General features: G+C 67.7%; 18 protein-coding genes. 2 read left to right on the forward strand and 16 right to left on the reverse strand.

The annotated features are described in order from the left end of the window. Nucleotides 1-9 precede the first annotated feature (9 nt). Both ABDJ85_RS08130 and hemN read right to left on the reverse strand, forming a co-directional pair. Nucleotides 10-639, reverse strand: coding sequence for a sulfite exporter TauE/SafE family protein (locus ABDJ85_RS08130; protein WP_347704253.1), 630 nt, complete (start codon nucleotides 637-639; stop codon nucleotides 10-12). 42 nt (nucleotides 640-681) lie between these two features. Further along, nucleotides 682-2,067: an oxygen-independent coproporphyrinogen III oxidase gene (hemN, locus tag ABDJ85_RS08135; protein WP_347704254.1), complete on the reverse strand. Its 1,386-nt coding sequence runs from the start codon at nucleotides 2,065-2,067 to the stop codon at nucleotides 682-684. Between the two features lie 128 nt (nucleotides 2,068-2,195). Here hemN and fnr point away from each other — a divergent pair, with 128 nt between their 5' ends. Continuing rightward, nucleotides 2,196-2,945 carry a fumarate/nitrate reduction transcriptional regulator Fnr gene (gene fnr / locus ABDJ85_RS08140; protein WP_347704255.1) on the forward strand — a complete coding sequence of 250 codons (750 nt, stop codon included), beginning with the start codon at nucleotides 2,196-2,198 and terminating at the stop codon, nucleotides 2,943-2,945. A gap of 12 nt (nucleotides 2,946-2,957) precedes the next feature. Here fnr and ABDJ85_RS08145 read toward each other — a convergent pair whose 3' ends face one another. The 9 genes from ABDJ85_RS08145 to ABDJ85_RS08185 are packed head-to-tail and all read right to left on the reverse strand — an operon-like array spanning nucleotide 2,958 to nucleotide 10,557. Next, entirely contained in the window at nucleotides 2,958-3,251 is a 294-nt protein-coding gene (locus ABDJ85_RS08145; protein WP_347704256.1) for a hypothetical protein, read from the reverse strand. Continuing rightward, nucleotides 3,251-3,478: a hypothetical protein gene (locus ABDJ85_RS08150; protein ID WP_347704257.1), complete on the reverse strand. Its 228-nt coding sequence runs from the start codon at nucleotides 3,476-3,478 to the stop codon at nucleotides 3,251-3,253. The genes ABDJ85_RS08145 and ABDJ85_RS08150 overlap by 1 nt, the downstream gene beginning before the upstream one ends. Before the next feature lie 32 nt (nucleotides 3,479-3,510). Further along, nucleotides 3,511-4,929: a cytochrome c oxidase accessory protein CcoG gene (gene ccoG, locus ABDJ85_RS08155; RefSeq protein WP_430765524.1), complete on the reverse strand. Its 1,419-nt coding sequence runs from the start codon at nucleotides 4,927-4,929 to the stop codon at nucleotides 3,511-3,513. Then, nucleotides 4,929-5,828 carry a cytochrome-c oxidase, cbb3-type subunit III gene (gene ccoP, locus ABDJ85_RS08160; protein ID WP_347704259.1) on the reverse strand — a complete coding sequence of 300 codons (900 nt, stop codon included), beginning with the start codon at nucleotides 5,826-5,828 and terminating at the stop codon, nucleotides 4,929-4,931. Before ccoP ends, ccoG begins: the two co-directional genes overlap by 1 nt. Further along, nucleotides 5,821-5,970: a cbb3-type cytochrome oxidase subunit 3 gene (locus ABDJ85_RS08165; protein WP_347704260.1), complete on the reverse strand. Its 150-nt coding sequence runs from the start codon at nucleotides 5,968-5,970 to the stop codon at nucleotides 5,821-5,823. The genes ccoP and ABDJ85_RS08165 overlap by 8 nt, the downstream gene beginning before the upstream one ends. A gap of 5 nt (nucleotides 5,971-5,975) precedes the next feature. Continuing rightward, nucleotides 5,976-6,593, reverse strand: coding sequence for a cytochrome-c oxidase, cbb3-type subunit II (ccoO, locus tag ABDJ85_RS08170; RefSeq protein WP_347704261.1), 618 nt, complete (start codon nucleotides 6,591-6,593; stop codon nucleotides 5,976-5,978). A 14-nt stretch (nucleotides 6,594-6,607) separates the two neighbouring features. Further along, nucleotides 6,608-8,044 carry a cytochrome-c oxidase, cbb3-type subunit I gene (ccoN, locus tag ABDJ85_RS08175; RefSeq protein WP_347704262.1) on the reverse strand — a complete coding sequence of 479 codons (1,437 nt, stop codon included), beginning with the start codon at nucleotides 8,042-8,044 and terminating at the stop codon, nucleotides 6,608-6,610. 30 nt (nucleotides 8,045-8,074) lie between these two features. Beyond that, nucleotides 8,075-8,239, reverse strand: a complete 165-nt coding sequence (gene ccoS, locus ABDJ85_RS08180; RefSeq protein ID WP_347704263.1) for a cbb3-type cytochrome oxidase assembly protein CcoS — start codon at nucleotides 8,237-8,239, stop codon at nucleotides 8,075-8,077. A 50-nt stretch (nucleotides 8,240-8,289) separates the two neighbouring features. Further along, entirely contained in the window at nucleotides 8,290-10,557 is a 2,268-nt protein-coding gene (locus tag ABDJ85_RS08185) for a heavy metal translocating P-type ATPase (protein WP_347704264.1), read from the reverse strand. Between the two features lie 34 nt (nucleotides 10,558-10,591). On the opposite strand from ABDJ85_RS08185, the gene ABDJ85_RS08190 reads away from it, so the two are divergent. Next, nucleotides 10,592-11,056 (forward strand): DUF192 domain-containing protein, encoded by a 465-nt coding sequence (locus tag ABDJ85_RS08190; protein ID WP_347704265.1) that lies wholly within the window; start codon nucleotides 10,592-10,594, stop codon nucleotides 11,054-11,056. Between the two features lie 24 nt (nucleotides 11,057-11,080). Here ABDJ85_RS08190 and ABDJ85_RS08195 read toward each other — a convergent pair whose 3' ends face one another. Genes ABDJ85_RS08195 through ABDJ85_RS08215 form a run of 5 tightly spaced genes read right to left on the reverse strand, consistent with a single transcriptional unit; the run spans nucleotide 11,081 to nucleotide 14,844 of the window. Then, nucleotides 11,081-11,605: an HPP family protein gene (locus ABDJ85_RS08195; protein WP_347704266.1), complete on the reverse strand. Its 525-nt coding sequence runs from the start codon at nucleotides 11,603-11,605 to the stop codon at nucleotides 11,081-11,083. Next, nucleotides 11,602-12,105 carry a VOC family protein gene (locus ABDJ85_RS08200; RefSeq protein WP_347704267.1) on the reverse strand — a complete coding sequence of 168 codons (504 nt, stop codon included), beginning with the start codon at nucleotides 12,103-12,105 and terminating at the stop codon, nucleotides 11,602-11,604. Before ABDJ85_RS08200 ends, ABDJ85_RS08195 begins: the two co-directional genes overlap by 4 nt. Before the next feature lie 37 nt (nucleotides 12,106-12,142). After that, nucleotides 12,143-13,543, reverse strand: coding sequence for a sensor histidine kinase (locus ABDJ85_RS08205; protein ID WP_347704268.1), 1,401 nt, complete (start codon nucleotides 13,541-13,543; stop codon nucleotides 12,143-12,145). Further along, nucleotides 13,512-14,204, reverse strand: coding sequence for a response regulator (locus ABDJ85_RS08210; RefSeq protein WP_347704269.1), 693 nt, complete (start codon nucleotides 14,202-14,204; stop codon nucleotides 13,512-13,514). The genes ABDJ85_RS08205 and ABDJ85_RS08210 overlap by 32 nt, the downstream gene beginning before the upstream one ends. 58 nt (nucleotides 14,205-14,262) lie before the next feature. Next, the gene (locus ABDJ85_RS08215; protein WP_347704270.1) at nucleotides 14,263-14,844 is read right to left on the reverse strand and encodes a superoxide dismutase; all 582 of its coding nucleotides are present in this window, start codon (nucleotides 14,842-14,844) and stop codon (nucleotides 14,263-14,265) included. Between the last annotated feature and the right edge of the window lie 101 nt (nucleotides 14,845-14,945).

Below are 14,945 nucleotides of genomic sequence, written 5' to 3' on the forward strand. Positions count from 1 at the left end.
TTGCCGGCCTCAGCAGTAGAGGCGAATCGTCTCCCACACCCCATGCGCCAGCGCCCAGCCCGAGGCCAGCGCCAGGCCCAGGCCCGCCAGCCGCGCCGACCACGCGGGCGACAGCTTGAGCCGGCGCAGCACCCAAGGCGCGGCCACCAGGCCCGGGCTGCTGGCCAGCGCAAAGGCCAGCATGGCCAGGCCGCCACCGAGGGGCGACGAGGTGAGCCCCGCCACCAGCAAGGCCGATTGCAGCAGCCCGCAGGGCCAGGCCACCCAGGCCAGGCCGGCCAGTCCCGGCGCCCGCGACGAGCGGCGCAGCCAGCCGGCGCCAATGCCGTCCAGCCACACCGGCTGCCGGCCGAGCCAGAGCAGGCTGAGGCCCAGCATCAGCAGCGCGGCATGCGCCAGCGCCCAGACGGGCTGCATCACCGCACGGCCCTGCGTCATCCAGCCCAGCGCCTGCACGGCGGTGGCCGCCACGGCGCCCGCCAGCGCGTAGCTGAGCGCGCGCCCGGCGAGGAACTGAGCCTGTGATCGCTTGGCCTGCCCGCAAGTGGCCGCGCAGGGCCCACCGCACATCAACGCGCAGTGCGGGCTGCCGGCCAGACCCATCAGGGCCGCCGAGCCGACCAAGGTGACTTCGAGCATCCGGGCAACTCGCGACACAGCGCGAGCGGGCTATGGAAAGGTTCAGATGATGCGCGAGAAGCGCTCGCGGCTGGCGTCGGCCTGCAAATACCGGTCAAACACCATGGCCACCGCGCGCACGAAGTACCAGCCCAGCGGCGTGACCTGGATGGCATCGGCCTCCAGCGTTACCAAGCCCTGGTCGGCCAGGCCCTGCAGGCGCTCCATCTCGGGCGCGAAGTAGGTGGGCACGTCCACCAGGTAGGCCAGGCGGATGGACTCGAACTCGACGCGGCCCTGGCACATCAGGCCCATGATCATGCTGCGGCGCAGCAGGTCATCGCGGCTCAGGGCCAGGCCGCGCTGGGTCGGGAACTGACCGCGCCGCACGGCGTCGTAGTACTCGTCCAGGGTCTTGGCGTTCTGGCTGTAGGTGGCGCCGATGCGGGCGATGGACGACACCCCCAGGCCGATCAGGTCAGCGTCCGGCTGGGTGGAATAGCCCTGGAAGTTGCGGTGCAACCGGCCCTGGCGCTTGGCGATGGCCAGGCTGTCGTCACGCTTGGCAAAGTGGTCCATGCCGATGTACTCGTAGCCAGCGGCCAGGAAGTCACTGATGGCGCCGGCCAGCATGGTCAGCTTGTCACCCGCCGGCGGCAGCAACTCGGCCACGATGCGGCGCTGCGGCTTGAAGCGCGCCGGCAGGTGGGCATAGCCATAGAGGGCGATGCGGTCGGGCTGCAGCGCGCAGACCTGCTCGATGGTGCGGCGGAAACTGACCGGCGTCTGCTGCGGCAGGCCGTAGATCAGGTCGACATTGATGGAGTCGAACTTCAATGCCCGGGCGGCCTCGACAAGCGCCTGCACCTGCTCGGGCGGCTGGATGCGGTGCACCGCCTTTTGCACTTCGGGGTCAAAGTCCTGGACGCCGAAGGACAGGCGGTTGAAGCCCATGGCCTTGAGCCGTGCCAGGCGACCGGCGTCAACGGTGCGCGGGTCCACCTCGATGGACAGCTCGGCGCTGGGCACGAGCTTGAAGCGCTTGCCGATCTCGGCCATCAGCTGCACAAGCTCGTCGTCGCTCAGGAAGGTGGGCGAGCCCCCGCCCAGGTGCAGTTGCGACACCTGGATGCCGGGGCCCAACTCGGCCCGGTAGAGATCCATCTCGGCGTAGAGCACGGCCAGGTATTCAGCCGCACGCTCGTGGTGCTTGGTGATGATCTTGTTACAGGCGCAGTAGTAGCAGACCGACTCGCAGAACGGGATGTGGACGTAGATCGACATCGGCGCGCCGGGCACGCGTTGCTGCAGCGCCAGGCGGTGCTGGTCGGCCTGGAAAGCCTCGACGAACCGATCCGCCGTTGGATAGGAGGTGTATCGTGGCCCCGAGATGTCATAACGCCGCAGCAGTTCGGCGTCGATTTCTGGAGAGAGGACGGTCGATGTCATGGGGCGAATGTGCCCGAGCACCCGCCTCTCCCGGTTGACGTGGATCAACGGTGGCGTTGCAGCGCAATGCCCATTTGCTGTGCGCGCCCATGGTCATTCACGGACTTAAACCAGCATAATTCTTTGCCATGCAGAACAGCACGCCCCACAGCACGCCCATTCGCCCGGTCGAGTCGCTGCAAGTCGCCTGCGCGTCCTGCAATCTTCGCGAGCTCTGCCTGCCCCTGGGCCTCTCGACGAACGACCTGGACCGGCTCGACACCCTGGTCAACCGACGACGCACCGTCCCCAAGGGCGAGCAGTTGTTCCGCAGCGGTGACAACTTTGCGGCGCTTTACGCGGTGCGCACCGGCTTTTTCAAGACATCGGTCACCAGCGAAGACGGGCGTGACCAGGTCACGGGCTTCCAGATGGCGGGCGAACTGCTGGGGCTGGACGGCATCAGTACCGACCGGCACCACTGTGATGCCACCGCGCTGGAGGACTCCTCCGTCTGCGTGATCAACTATGCCGACCTGGAGTCGCTGTCCCAGCACTTCACGGCGCTGCAGCACAGCTTCCACAAGATCATGAGCCGCGAGATCGTGCGTGACCAGGGCGTGATGCTGCTGCTGGGCAGCATGCGCGCCGAGGAGCGTCTGGCGGCCTTCTTGCTGAACCTGACCGAGCGCCTGGAGGCGCGCGGCTTCTCCGGCACGGCCGTGGTGCTGCGCATGACGCGCGAGGAGATCGGCAGCTACCTGGGTCTGAAGCTGGAGACGGTGAGCCGCACCTTCTCCAAGTTCCAGGACGAAGGGCTGTTGGAGGTCAAGCAGCGCCAGATCCGCGTGCTGCGGGCCGACGCCCTGCAGCAGATGGTGGCCAACGCCACCCGCTGAGCTGGGCGCCGGTTATCGGGGCCAATTCGGCGCGCTGCGGCGCCCGGGTTCCTCGTGGTCGGGCAGTTGCACCAGCAGCGCCGTCATGCTGCAGGCGATGGTGGTGACCAGCCAGAAGATCAGGAAGCTGACCGAGTAGATCGCTGAGCGCGACCACTCGATGGCCTCGCCGCCGAACCAGTGCAGGTCCTGCGGGTCGATGACCGAGAACACCAGGCCCTCCAGCACCCCCGCCATGACGAAGGCCGGCCAGATGCTGGCCATCAGGATGCGGGCAGCGCGCCCGGCAGCCTGCTGCCCGTCCATCAGCGTTGCCCGCCCGTGGCAGCGTGGTTGCGGGCCGTGATGGCAGGCTGCTCGGCCACGTCATCGGCAGCCACCTGGCGGGTTTGCACCGGCGGGTCAGGGTGACGCAGCGCCAAGGAGAGGGTGAAGAAGCTGGCGATGACCACGGTCAGCGGGCCGCCGACAACGAGATACATCATCGGCTCGCGCCACCAGGGGCGGCTGGCTTGGGTTGGGGCTTCACTCATGGTCTCGTTCTCCGATCCGGTCTGTGTCGCCGCTATCGCGGCACCACAAAGGTGGTCTTCTCATTCAGGTGTTCGCCGCCATCGGCCTCGACACGGAAGCTCATGGGGTGGGCGCCAGGCTTGAGGCCATGCCCGGGGGGCAGCCTCACCCCGAGCGAGACCCAGCGTGCTTGCGCGGGGCCCACCTCGATGTCACGCAACTCAGGCGTCACGACGAGGCTGGGAAGGCCTTGCGCGGTGACGCTGAAACGCTGCACGCGCTCGCTGGCGTTCATCAACTGCAGGCGGTAGAGGTTCTCGATGTAGCCGTCCTCGACCTGGCGGGCCAGGGTGGCGCGGTCGCGCACGACATCGGCCCGGAAGCTGTGGCGCAGGGTCAGGCTGGCCACCAGCGCCGCAAAGATCAGCACCAGCACACTGCCGTAGATGAGCACGCGGGGCCGGAACACGCGGCGCCAGCGTTGCCCGGCCGACAGGTGCTGGGCGATGCCGTTCTGGGTGTCATAGCGGATCAGGCCACGCGGGTAGCCGACCTTGTCCATCACGCCATTGCACACGTCGATGCAGGCCGCGCAGCCGATACACTCGTACTGCAGGCCATTGCGGATGTCGATGCCCGTTGGGCAGACCTGCACGCAGAGCTTGCAATCGACGCAGTCGCCGACACCTTCGGCTCGGGTCTCGCCCTTCTTCTCGCGCTTGGCACCGCGCGGCTCGCCACGTTCGACGTCGTAGCTGATGATCAGCGTGTCCTTGTCGAACATCGCGCTTTGGAAGCGCGCATAGGGGCACATGTACTTGCAGACCTGCTCGCGCATGTAGCCGGCGTTGCCATAGGTGGCAAAGCCGTAGAACAGCAGCCAGAAGCTCTCCCAGGGCCCGAGCGACAGGTGCAGCACTTCATGGCCCAGGGTCAGGATGGGCGTGAAGTAGCCGACGAAGGTGAAGCCCGTCCACAGGCCGATGGCGATCCAGACCGCCTGCTTGCCGGACTTGCGGGCCAGCTTGTTCAGCGTCCAGGGGCCGCTGTCGAGGCGGATGCGCGCATTGCGGTCGCCCTCGAACCAGCGCTCCACGGCCATGAAGATCTCGGTGTAGACCGTCTGCGGGCAGGCATAGCCGCACCACAGCCGCCCGGCCACCGCCGTGAACAGGAAGAGCCCGTAGGCCGAGATCAGCAGCAGGACCGTGAGATAGACGAAGTCCTGCGGATAGAGCACCAGGCCGAACAGATAGAAGCGCCGCGCGCCCAGATCGAACAGCACCGCCTGGCGCTCGCCCCACTGCAGCCAGGGCAGGCCGTAGTAGAGGATCTGCGTGAAGGCGACGAGGGCCCAGCGCCAGCCGGCAAACCAGCCGCTGACAGCGCGCGGCTGGATCTTGTCCTCAGACCGGTACAGCCGGACGGTCTGCTCAACGGTCTGTTTCACGGGCGCGGGGCCTTGCGTCATCAGCGAGCGTTGGAGAAGCCCCAGACATACGCCGCGAGCACGCGGATCTGCTCAGGCGTCAACTTCTCGCCATGGGCGGGCATGACATTGGTCTTGCCGTTGTTGACCATGGCCATGACGGCGTCTTCGCCCCAGCCGTGCAGCCAGGTCTTGTCGGTCAGGTTGGGCGCACCGAGGGCGGTGTTGCCTTTGCCGGCCGGGCCGTGGCAAGCCGCGCAGACAACGAACTTCTCCTTGCCCAATTGGGCGGCCAGAGAGTTGTGCGGGCTGTCCGACAGCGAGAGCACGTAGTTGGCAACGTTCTTCACGTCCTCCGGCGAGCCGACGGCGGCGGCCATGGGCGGCATCTGGCCCTGGCGGCCCTTGGTGAGGGTCTCGACGATGTTGTCGTACTCGCCGCCCCAGAGCCAGTCCTTGTCGGTCAGGTTGGGGAAGCCCTTGGAGCCCTTGGCATCACCACCATGGCAGCCGGCGCAGTAGTTGCCGAAGAGGCGCTCGCCAATGCCGCGAGCCTCGTTGTCGGCCGCGAGCTGCGCAGGCGTCATGCTGGCAAAGCGCTGGTAGACCGGGGCCATGGCCGCACGCGCGGCGGCGGTGTCGCGGTCGTGCTCTGCCACGCTGGACCAGGCCAACGTGCCCTTGGCGCTACCGAGCCCGGGGTAGAGCGCCAGGTAGGCGCCGGCAAACAGCACGGTGATCACGAACAGCCCCATCCACCACATGGGCAGCGGGTTGTTGAGCTCGCGCAGGTCTTGGTCCCACACGTGGCCCGTGGTGTTGTCGTTCGCCATCGGGCGGCGGCGTGCCGCAACCAACAGGATGGCAATGCAAAAGACCAGGCCGATCACCGTCACAGCGGCAATGAAGGTTGACCAGCCGTCGCTGAAAAAGTCACTCATGGCGATCCTCCTCCTGGAAAGGCAACAAGGCGTCCTGCTCGAAGCTCGCGCGGTTGCGCGCCGACCAGGCCCAGATCAGGATGCCGACGAAGGCAGCGAATGACAGCAGGGTCACGGCAATTCTTAAATCGTTGAGTGTCATGGCGATCACTTGACGGCAGTACCGAGGACTTGGAGATAGGCCACCAGGGCGTCGAGCTCGGTCTTGCCGGTCACAGCCTTGGCGGAGTCATTGATCTCCTCGTCGGTGTAGGGAGCCCCGAGGGTGCGCATGGCCTTGAGGCGGACGGGCATACCGGCGGCATCCACCGGCGAGCGCTCCAGCCACGAGTAGGCGGGCATGTTGGACTCGGGCACGAGATCGCGCGGGTTGTTGAGGTGGACGCGATGCCACTCGTCGCTGTACTTGCCACCCACGCGAGCGAGGTCCGGGCCGGTGCGCTTGCTGCCCCACTGGAAGGGGTGGTCGTAGACGAACTCACCCGCCAGCGAGTAGTGGCCGTAGCGCAGGGTCTCGGCCTGCAGCGGGCGGATCATCTGCGAGTGGCAGTTGTAGCAACCCTCGCGGACATAGATGTCGCGCCCAGCCAGTTGCAAGGCGGTGTAGGGCTTGAGGCCCGCCACCGGCTGCGTGGTGGAGCGCTGGAAGAACAGCGGGACGATCTCGACGATGCCACCGATCGCGACGGTCAGCAGGATCAGCACGATCATCAGAAAGTTGCTGGTCTCGATCTTTTGGTGGCCATTGACGGCGTGATTGCTCATGGTTCTTGCTCCTCTCAGGCCTGGGCCGCCACGGCGGGGATGCGCACCAGTTCAGGCTTGCCTGCCTGCACGGTCTTGATCACATTCCAGGCCATCACACACATGCCGCTCAGGTAGAGCAGGCCCCCGCCCAAACGGATCACGTAGAAGGGATAGGTCGCCTTCACGCTCTCGACGAAGGTGTTGACCAGGGTGCCGTCGGTATTGGTGGCACGCCACATCAGGCCCTGCATCACACCGGCAATCCACATCGCGGCGATGTAGAGCACGATCCCGAGCGTGGCCACCCAGAAGTGCAGCTCGATGGCGCGCTTGGAGTACATCTCCGTGCGGCCCACCATGCGCGGGATCAGGTGGTAGAGGCAGCCCATCGAGATCAGGCCCACCCAGCCCAGCGCACCGCTGTGCACGTGGCCGACCGTCCAGTCGGTGTAGTGGCTGAGGGCGTTGACTGTCTTGATGGACATCATCGGGCCCTCGAAGGTGCTCATGCCGTAGAACGACAGGGACACGATCAGGAACTTCAGGATCGGGTCGTCACGCAGTTTGTGCCACGCACCCGACAGGGTCATGATGCCGTTGATCATGCCGCCCCAGGACGGCGCCAGCAGCACCAGGCTGAACACCATGCCCACGCTCTGCGCCCAGTCCGGCAGCGCCGTGTAGTGCAGGTGGTGGGGGCCCGCCCACATGTAGGTGAAGATCAGCGCCCAGAAGTGGACGATGGAGAGCCGGTAGCTGTAGACCGGACGGCCCGTCTGCTTGGGGATGTAGTAGTACATCATCCCCAGGAAGCCGGCCGTGAGGAAGAAGCCCACGGCGTTATGGCCGTACCACCACTGCACCATCGCGTCCTGCACCCCGGCATAGGCCGAGTAGCTCTTGGTCAGTGAGACCGGGATGGCCGCGCTGTTGACGATGTGCAGTAGCGCCACGGCGATGATGAAGGCGCCGAAGAACCAGTTGGCCACATAGATGTGCCGGATCTTGCGCGTGCCCACCGTGCCGAAGAACACCAGCGCATAGGCCACCCAGACGACGGCGATCAGGATGTCGATCGGCCATTCGAGCTCGGCGTATTCCTTGCCCTGGGTGAAACCCATCGGCAGCGTGATGGCGGCCGCCAGGATGACGAGTTGCCAGCCCCAGAACGTGAACCAGGCGATGGCCGGCGCGAAGAGGCGCGTCTGGCAGGTGCGCTGGACCACGTGATACGAGGTGGCGAACAGCGTGCAGCCGCCAAAGGCAAAGATCACTGCATTGGTGTGCAGCGGCCGCAAGCGGCCATAGCTGAGCCAGGGGATGCCCAGGTTGAGTTCGGGCCAGGCAAGCTGGGCGGCGATCACCACACCCACCAGCATGCCGACCACGCCCCACAGGACGGCGGCCAGCGCGAAGGCCCGTACCGGGCCGTCCTCATAGAAGTTATTGCGTGTCAGGTCTTGAGACATCGTGCGTCCTCATTGCAAGCAGGGTCATTCTTAAGGTTCAACGTGGTCGCGGTCTTGATCCGAATCAAGGAGAGGCTGACGGCCCTGTGATTCGAGCTCGTCGAACTGCCCGCTGTGCACCGCCCAGCCGAACACGCCCACGATGACCAGCAGCAACACCACGGAGAGCGGGATCAACAAATAAAGGATGTCCACGGATGGTCTCGTCAGGCTGATGTCAGAGGCTTGAAGTCAAGCGCGCGCTGTCACGGTCGAGCAAGTCGCCGCGCATTGGCCACCACCAGCACCGAGCTGGCAGCCATGCCGATGCCTGCGGCCAGCGGAGGCAGCCAGCCGGCCAAGGCCAGCGGCACGCAGGCCAGGTTGTAGAGCAGGGCCCAGCCGAGGTTCTGCCGCAGCACGCGCTGCGTCAGGCGCCCGCGCTCGCGCGCCCAGGGTAGGTCGGTCAATCGGTCAGAGACCAACAGCAGGTCGGCATTGGCACGGGCCAGGCCAGCGCCCTGCCCCATCACCACGCGCACATCGGCGGCGGCCAGCACGGGGGCATCGTTGAGCCCGTCGCCCACCATCATCACGCGGCGCCCCTGGGCCTGCCAGGCGCGCACGCGCGCCAGCTTGTCGGCCGGCGTAGCGCCCGCCACCCAGGGCAGGCTGCCGAGCTGGCCGGCCATGCGCTCGACGGCCGCCGGTGCGTCACCCGACAGCAGATGCACCTCGCAGCCTTGCGCGCGCAGCGCGGCCACGGCCTCCAGCGCACCGGCGCGCGGCCGCTCGGTCAGCGAGAGGCTGAGCAAGGCCTGCGGCGACCCGAAGGCCAGCTGCGCGCCGGGTGCCACGGCGCGCTCGGCAAACGCTGCCACCCACGCGGGTGACCCCAGGCGCCAGACCTGGCCCGCCGCGTCGCGCGCCTCCAGGCCCAGGCCCGCGTGCTCGCGCACGTCCACCCAGGCTTCCAGCGCGCCATCGTCCGCCGCCAGCGCGCGTGAATACGGGTGACGCGAGAGCCGCGCCAGGCTCGCCGCCTTGTGCTGAAGCACCGCCTCGTCGGCGCCCACGGCCGTCATGCCGGCCAGCACCGGCGCGTCCTCGCTCACGGTGCCGGTCTTGTCAAAGACAACCAGGTCCACCGCCGTTAATCGCTCCAGCACATCCAGCCGCACCAGCATCACGCCGCGCCGCGCAAAGGCGCCCGCTGCCGCCAGCCAGGCCGCCGGGGCAGCCAGTGTCAGCGCGCAGGGGCAGGTGACGATGAGCACCGCCACGGCCACGGCCACCGCGCGCTCGGGTGCCCACCAGGTCCAGGCCAGCGCCGCCCCCAGGGCCAAGAGCAGCACACCGAAGGTGAAGCCACGCGCCACCTGGTCGATCACCAGCTTTTGCTCGACGCGCTGCCCTTGGGCATCGCGCATCAGGCGCACGATGCCTTGGGCTGTGGTGTCCGCCCCGACGCGCGTGATGCGCACCACCAGCGGCGCCTCCAGGTTGATGCTGCCCGCCGCCACTTCGGCGCCCACGGCCTTGAGCAGGGGCTGCGATTCGCCGGTCAGGATGGCTTCGTCCACACAGCCCTCGCCCTGCTCGACCACGCCGTCAGCCGCAAAGCGCTCGCCGGCCGGCACGTGCAGCCGGTCTCCCAGACGCAATTCGGCCACGTGGACGCTCTCCAGGCGGCCATCGGCAGCCAGGCGCTGTGCACGGTCCGGCAGGGCCGAGGCGACTGACTCCAGCGCCTGCGCCGCCCGGTGGCGGGCGCCCATCTCGAACCACCGCCCCAGCATCAGGAAGGCGACGAACATGCTGAGCGTGTCGAAGTAGACCTCGTGCCCCAGCGGGCCCGTTGGGTCGAAGAGCGCGCCGGTGCTGGCCACAAAGGTGACCGCCAGCCCCAAGGCCACCGGCACGTCCATGCCCAGGCGGCGCGAGCGCAGCTGCTGCACCGCCGCCTTGAAGAAGGTGCCTGCCGACAGCAGCAGCATCACCAGGCACAGCACCCAGCTCGCCCACTGCAGCAGGCGCTCGATGTCGGGCGGCATGTCGCCGGGCTCAGCCACGTAAACCGGCACCACCAGCATCATGACCTGCATGGCCACGAAGTTGCTCACGAACACGCGCCACAGCATCTGGCGCCGCTCCGCGCGGCGCAGCGCCTGGCTGCTTTCGACCACATCGGGCGCGGCGCGGTAGCCAGCTCGTTCGATGGCTGTCGTCACGTCGTCCAGGCTGGCCTGAGCCGGATCCCAATCCAGCACCAGGCGGGCGCTGGCTGCATTCACGCGGGCGGCCCGCACGCCGGGCACGCGCGCCAGCGCATCCTGGATGGTGAACGCACACGCCGCGCAATGCAGGCCCGAGAGCTGGAACTGCGACTGTGCATGGCCTGCAGCATCCCAGTTGGTGAAGCCCGCCAGTGCATCGAGCCCATCGCGCGCCAAAGAAGCAGGCGCGACATCACCCGGCACGGGCGAGTTCAAAGGCTCAGCCGCAGGGGCCGACAGGGGCGGGACAGGGTGCACGCCGATAATCTAAGCCAGCACGCCGCCCTTCGTCATGACCTGCATCAACCACCGCCTCCTCCGCCTGCTCGCCGGCTTCTGCCTGGCCGCACTGGCCGCCACCACCAGCCTGGCGCAGGACGCCCCACAGCGCCTGCGCAGCATCCCGCTGCAGGCCGGCATGCACGTGATCGAGGCCGAGCTGGCCCTGACGCCCGAACAGCGCCAGATCGGCCTCATGCACCGCCGCGACATGCCGCTCAATCACGGCATGCTGTTCGTCTTCGAGTCGCCCCAGGTGCAGTGCTTCTGGATGAAGAACACCCTGCTGCCCCTGTCCATCGCCTTCATCGGCGACGACGGCGCCGTGGTCAACATCACCGACATGAAGCCCCTGGACGAGACCTCGCACTGCTCGCAAAAGCCGGTGCGCTTCGTGCTCGAGATGAACCAGGGCTGGTTTGCCAAGAAGGGCATCAAGGCCGGCTTCAAGCTCAGCGGCGCGCCATGGCAGCGCTAATCCCGCAGCGTTGATCAACAGGACTTAGCCCCAGCCGCCCCAGTTGATGCTGGACGGCGAGGGCTCCAGCGGGTTCACCGGGTAGCGCGCCAGGCCGGGGTAGAGCCGGCTCCACACCACGGCCACACCCAGCAGGCAGGCCAGGCCGAGCAGCACCGGGTCGAGCAAGGCCGACCAGGACGCATGCGCGTAGACCATGATGACCGGATTGGCCCCGGCCGGCGGGTGCACGGTGCGGGTCAGCAGCATCAGGCCCAGCGCCAGGCTCACCGCCACGGCGTAGGCCAGCAAAGAGCTGCCCAGCCACTGTGCGCAGGCGATGCCGACCGAGGCCGTGAGCACATGGCCGCCAAGCAAGGCGCGTAGTTGTGCGGCGGGCGCCCGCGTGAGGCCGAACAGGAACACCGTGCTGCCGCCCAGCGAGGCCAGCACAAAGGCGTGGTGCGGCGGCCCGACCACTGCCAGCGCCAGCCCGATGCCACAGGCCGCGCCCAGCACGCACCAGGCCCAGCGCACCAGTTGCTGCTCGTGCCAGCGAGGGCGGCTCACAGCACCTCCGACGGGTTCACCCGGTCCACCACCAGGCGGTGCTCGGCGTCGAACACCCAGGCGTCTTCGTAGTCCACCTCGAAGAGATGGCCATCGGGGTCGGCAAAGTAGCCGGCGATGCCCCAACGCGTGCGCGTCGCGGGCTTGACGATGCGCCCACCGGCCGCCACCGCCTGAGCCAGGATGGCGGGCACCTCCTCGGGCCGGCGTGCCAGGTGAATCAGGGCCATGCCCGCGTACGTAGCGCTCGCTGGCACCTCCAGCCCTGCGTCTTGCGCCAGCGCGGTGCGCGAGATCAGGCACAGGGCCTGGCCGCCCAGGTCGAACTTGGCGAAGCCCTCGTTGCCGGTGGCGGACTTGCGCCAGCCCAGCGCCTCATAAAAGCGGGTCGAGCGTGCGACGTCCTGCACGCCGAGCAGGATCAGGTGCAGGCGCTGGCTGGGGGGCAGCGCCAGGGCGGGGTCAGACGCAAAGACATGGCCTACGGGGGTCTTGAGCATGGACGAAACGAAGCGAGCAGGGGTCAAGAAAGAGGGATCAGGCCTCAGCGGCCGGCAGCAGCCATTCGACCCGGAAGCCATCGACCTCGGGCCGCGACCTCAAGACCCAATGGCCACCCAGGCGGGTGATGATCTCGTAAGCAATTGCGAGGCCAAGGCCGCTGCCGCCGGCCTCGCGCACGTCGGCGCGCTGGCCGCGCCAGAAGGGCTCGATCAGGCGCGGCAGGTCCTCAGGCGGCACGCCGGCGCCGTTGTCTTCGATCTCGATGCGCACATGCCCCTCTGGCGTGCTGCTTGCGCGCAGCACGATGTGCGGCCCACCGTAGCGCAGCGCGTTGTCCAGCACATTGCTCAGCGCCTCGCCGAGCCAGAAGGCATGGGCCCGCACGCGCAAGCCTGGTGCAGGGGCTTGCAGCTCCAGCTCACGGCCGGCGCGGGCCGCGCGCACGGCGGCAGGCTCGGCGGCCTGGCGCAGCAGCACGGCCACATCCAGGGCCTCCACCTCGGTCTCCACGCCCAGCGCGCCTTGGGTGCGCACCAGGCTGAGCAGCTGGCCGATCAAGCGGCTCAGCCGCTCGCCCGACGAGGACAGGGCCTGCACCAGCGGGGCCAGATTGGCGTCAAGCGGCAACTCCTGCGCCAGCTCCTGGATCAGCACGCGCAGCCCGGCCACGGGCGTACGCAACTGGTGGGCAGCGTCCGCCACAAAGCGCTGCTGCAGGCTCACTGACTGCTGCACATCGGCCAGCAGCGAATTGATGCGCTCGATCAGCGGCACCACCTCGGCGGGCACGCCTTCCACCGGCAAGGCGCGCAGGTCAGAGGGCGCGCGGCGCGCCACTTCGCTGGCGGTCTCGCGCAGCGGCGCCAGGCCACGGCGAATGCCCCAGGCCAGCAGGCCGGTAGTCAGCAAGGCAATCGCCAACGTCGGCATGGCCATTGCCAGCGCCACGTCGCGCAGCAGGCGCTGGCGGCGGTGACGCGTCTCGACGACGACGATGGACACGCTGCGGTCCAGCATCGGCGAGCTGAGCGAAAAGATGGCACCGCGCACCGCCTCACCCTCGAACTCGGCGTCAAACACCTGCGGGCTGGCAAAGCTGGTGTCGCGCCGGTCGGGCAAGGGCACATGGGCATCGCCTGCGATGGCGCGGCCGCTCTCGTCCACCACGACGAAGGCATTGCGCACAGCGTTGTCCCAGGTGAGCAGCTCCAGCGCCTGACGGCTGACGTCGAGCAAGGGGCCGCGATCGGTCCAGACGATCTTGGCCGCCAAGGCCGAAGCTTCGTCCTGCAACCCACGATCAAAGGCGATGTTGGCGCTGGCCGTGGCCAGCCAGTAAGCGCCAGCAGCGGCCGCCGTGAGCCCGAGCAGCCAGATCCAGCGCAGCGGCGCCAGCAGCTGGCTACGCAGGCTGCGATTGCGCGGCGGGGGCATCGAGTTCCATCACATAGCCAAAGCCGCGCACGGTGCGGATGGCCAGCCCGCAAGGCGCCAGGCGCTTGCGCAAGCGGTGCACATAGACCTCGACCGAGTTCTCGCTGAAGTCCGACTCCCAGCTGGAGAGCTTGGCGACGATGGCCTCCTTGTTGAGCACGCGGCCGGCACGCTGCATCAGCATCTCGGTCAGCGCGAACTCGCGCGGGCTCAGGTAGAAGGGCTCGTCATCCAGGAAGAGCTCGCGGTGCGCCAGGTCCATGCGCAGGCGACCGAGGCGCAGGGTCTCGGAGGTGCGCCCTTCCGAGCGCCGCTTGAGGGCCCGCAGGCGCGCGGCCAGCTCGGGCGGGTCAAAGGGTTTGACGAGGTAGTCGTCGGCCCCGGCATCGAGGCCCGCCACGCGGTCGTGCGAGGTGTCGCGCGCGGTCAGCACCAGCACGGGCTGGGCAGCGCCCTGGCTGCGCCACTCGCGCAGCACGGTCATCCCATCGGCGCCGGGCAGGCCGAGGTCGAGCACGCAGACGTCGTACTGCTCGACCAGCCCCTTGGCCATGGCTTGGCGGCCATCGGCCAGCCGGTCCACCTGCCAGCCTTGGCGCTCCAGATTGCGCGTCAGGCCCAGGGCCAGGGCTTCGTCGTCTTCAACGAGGAGGATGCGCATAGGGGGCTTGAATGCAAAAAGGGCCGGCAAGTGCCGGCCCTCTTCAGGATGCCACTGTTCAGGCGAAGTTGGCTTCGGCAAAGCCCCAGTTCACCAGGTTCGACAGGAAGGTCTCGACGAACTTGGGACGCAGGTTGCGGTAGTCGATGTAGTAGGCGTGCTCCCAGACGTCGACGGTCAGCAGGGCCTTGTCGGCGGTGGTCAGCGGGGTGCCAGCGGCGCCGGTGTTGACGATGTCGACCGAGCCGTCGGCCTTCTTGACCAGCCAGGTCCAGCCGGAGCCGAAGTTGCCGACGGCGCTCTTGACGAAGGCTTCCTTGAAGGCGGCGTAGCTGCCCCACTTGGCGTTGATGGCTGCGGCCAGCGCGCCGCTGGGCTCACCGCCGCCGTTCGGCTTCATGCAGTTCCAGAAGAAGGTGTGGTTCCAGATCTGGGCGGCGTTGTTGTAGATGCCACCGCTGGAAGTCTTGACGATCTCTTCGAGCGTCTTGGACTCGAACTCGGTGCCCTTTTGCAGGTTGTTGAGGTTGACCACATAGGCGTTGTGGTGCTTGCCGTGGTGGAACTCCAGCGTTTCCTTGCTGTAGTGAGGCGCCAGGGCGTCAATGGCGAAGGGCAGCGGCGGCAGGGTGTGTTCCATGGGGATTCCGTAGTGAGGGGAGTGGTTCAGAACAAAGGCAGGCCAGGAGCTCGGCCGGGATCGGAAAAGATTGTAGGCAGGCCACCGTGTCGCCCAGAGGC

The organism is Roseateles paludis, from assembly GCF_039872745.1.
Taxonomy (GTDB): Bacteria; Pseudomonadota; Gammaproteobacteria; order Burkholderiales; family Burkholderiaceae_C; genus Pelomonas; species Pelomonas paludis.

Coding starts and splice junctions, on each gene's coding strand:
- ABDJ85_RS08130 (WP_347704253.1), bottom strand. CDS start 639: ATGCTCGAAGTCACCTTGGTCGGCTCGGCGGCCCTGATGGGTCTGGCC.
- hemN (WP_347704254.1), bottom strand. CDS start 2,067: ATGACATCGACCGTCCTCTCTCCAGAAATCGACGCCGAACTGCTGCGG.
- fnr (WP_347704255.1), top strand. CDS start 2,196: ATGCAGAACAGCACGCCCCACAGCACGCCCATTCGCCCGGTCGAGTCG.
- ABDJ85_RS08145 (WP_347704256.1), bottom strand. CDS start 3,251: ATGGACGGGCAGCAGGCTGCCGGGCGCGCTGCCCGCATCCTGATGGCC.
- ABDJ85_RS08150 (WP_347704257.1), bottom strand. CDS start 3,478: ATGAGTGAAGCCCCAACCCAAGCCAGCCGCCCCTGGTGGCGCGAGCCG.
- ccoG (WP_430765524.1), bottom strand. CDS start 4,929: ATGACGCAAGGCCCCGCGCCCGTGAAACAGACCGTTGAGCAGACCGTC.
- ccoP (WP_347704259.1), bottom strand. CDS start 5,828: ATGAGTGACTTTTTCAGCGACGGCTGGTCAACCTTCATTGCCGCTGTG.
- ABDJ85_RS08165 (WP_347704260.1), bottom strand. CDS start 5,970: ATGACACTCAACGATTTAAGAATTGCCGTGACCCTGCTGTCATTCGCT.
- ccoO (WP_347704261.1), bottom strand. CDS start 6,593: ATGAGCAATCACGCCGTCAATGGCCACCAAAAGATCGAGACCAGCAAC.
- ccoN (WP_347704262.1), bottom strand. CDS start 8,044: ATGTCTCAAGACCTGACACGCAATAACTTCTATGAGGACGGCCCGGTA.
- ABDJ85_RS08190 (WP_347704265.1), top strand. CDS start 10,592: ATGACCTGCATCAACCACCGCCTCCTCCGCCTGCTCGCCGGCTTCTGC.
- ABDJ85_RS08200 (WP_347704267.1), bottom strand. CDS start 12,105: ATGCTCAAGACCCCCGTAGGCCATGTCTTTGCGTCTGACCCCGCCCTG.
- ABDJ85_RS08205 (WP_347704268.1), bottom strand. CDS start 13,543: ATGCCCCCGCCGCGCAATCGCAGCCTGCGTAGCCAGCTGCTGGCGCCG.
- ABDJ85_RS08210 (WP_347704269.1), bottom strand. CDS start 14,204: ATGCGCATCCTCCTCGTTGAAGACGACGAAGCCCTGGCCCTGGGCCTG.
- ABDJ85_RS08215 (WP_347704270.1), bottom strand. CDS start 14,844: ATGGAACACACCCTGCCGCCGCTGCCCTTCGCCATTGACGCCCTGGCG.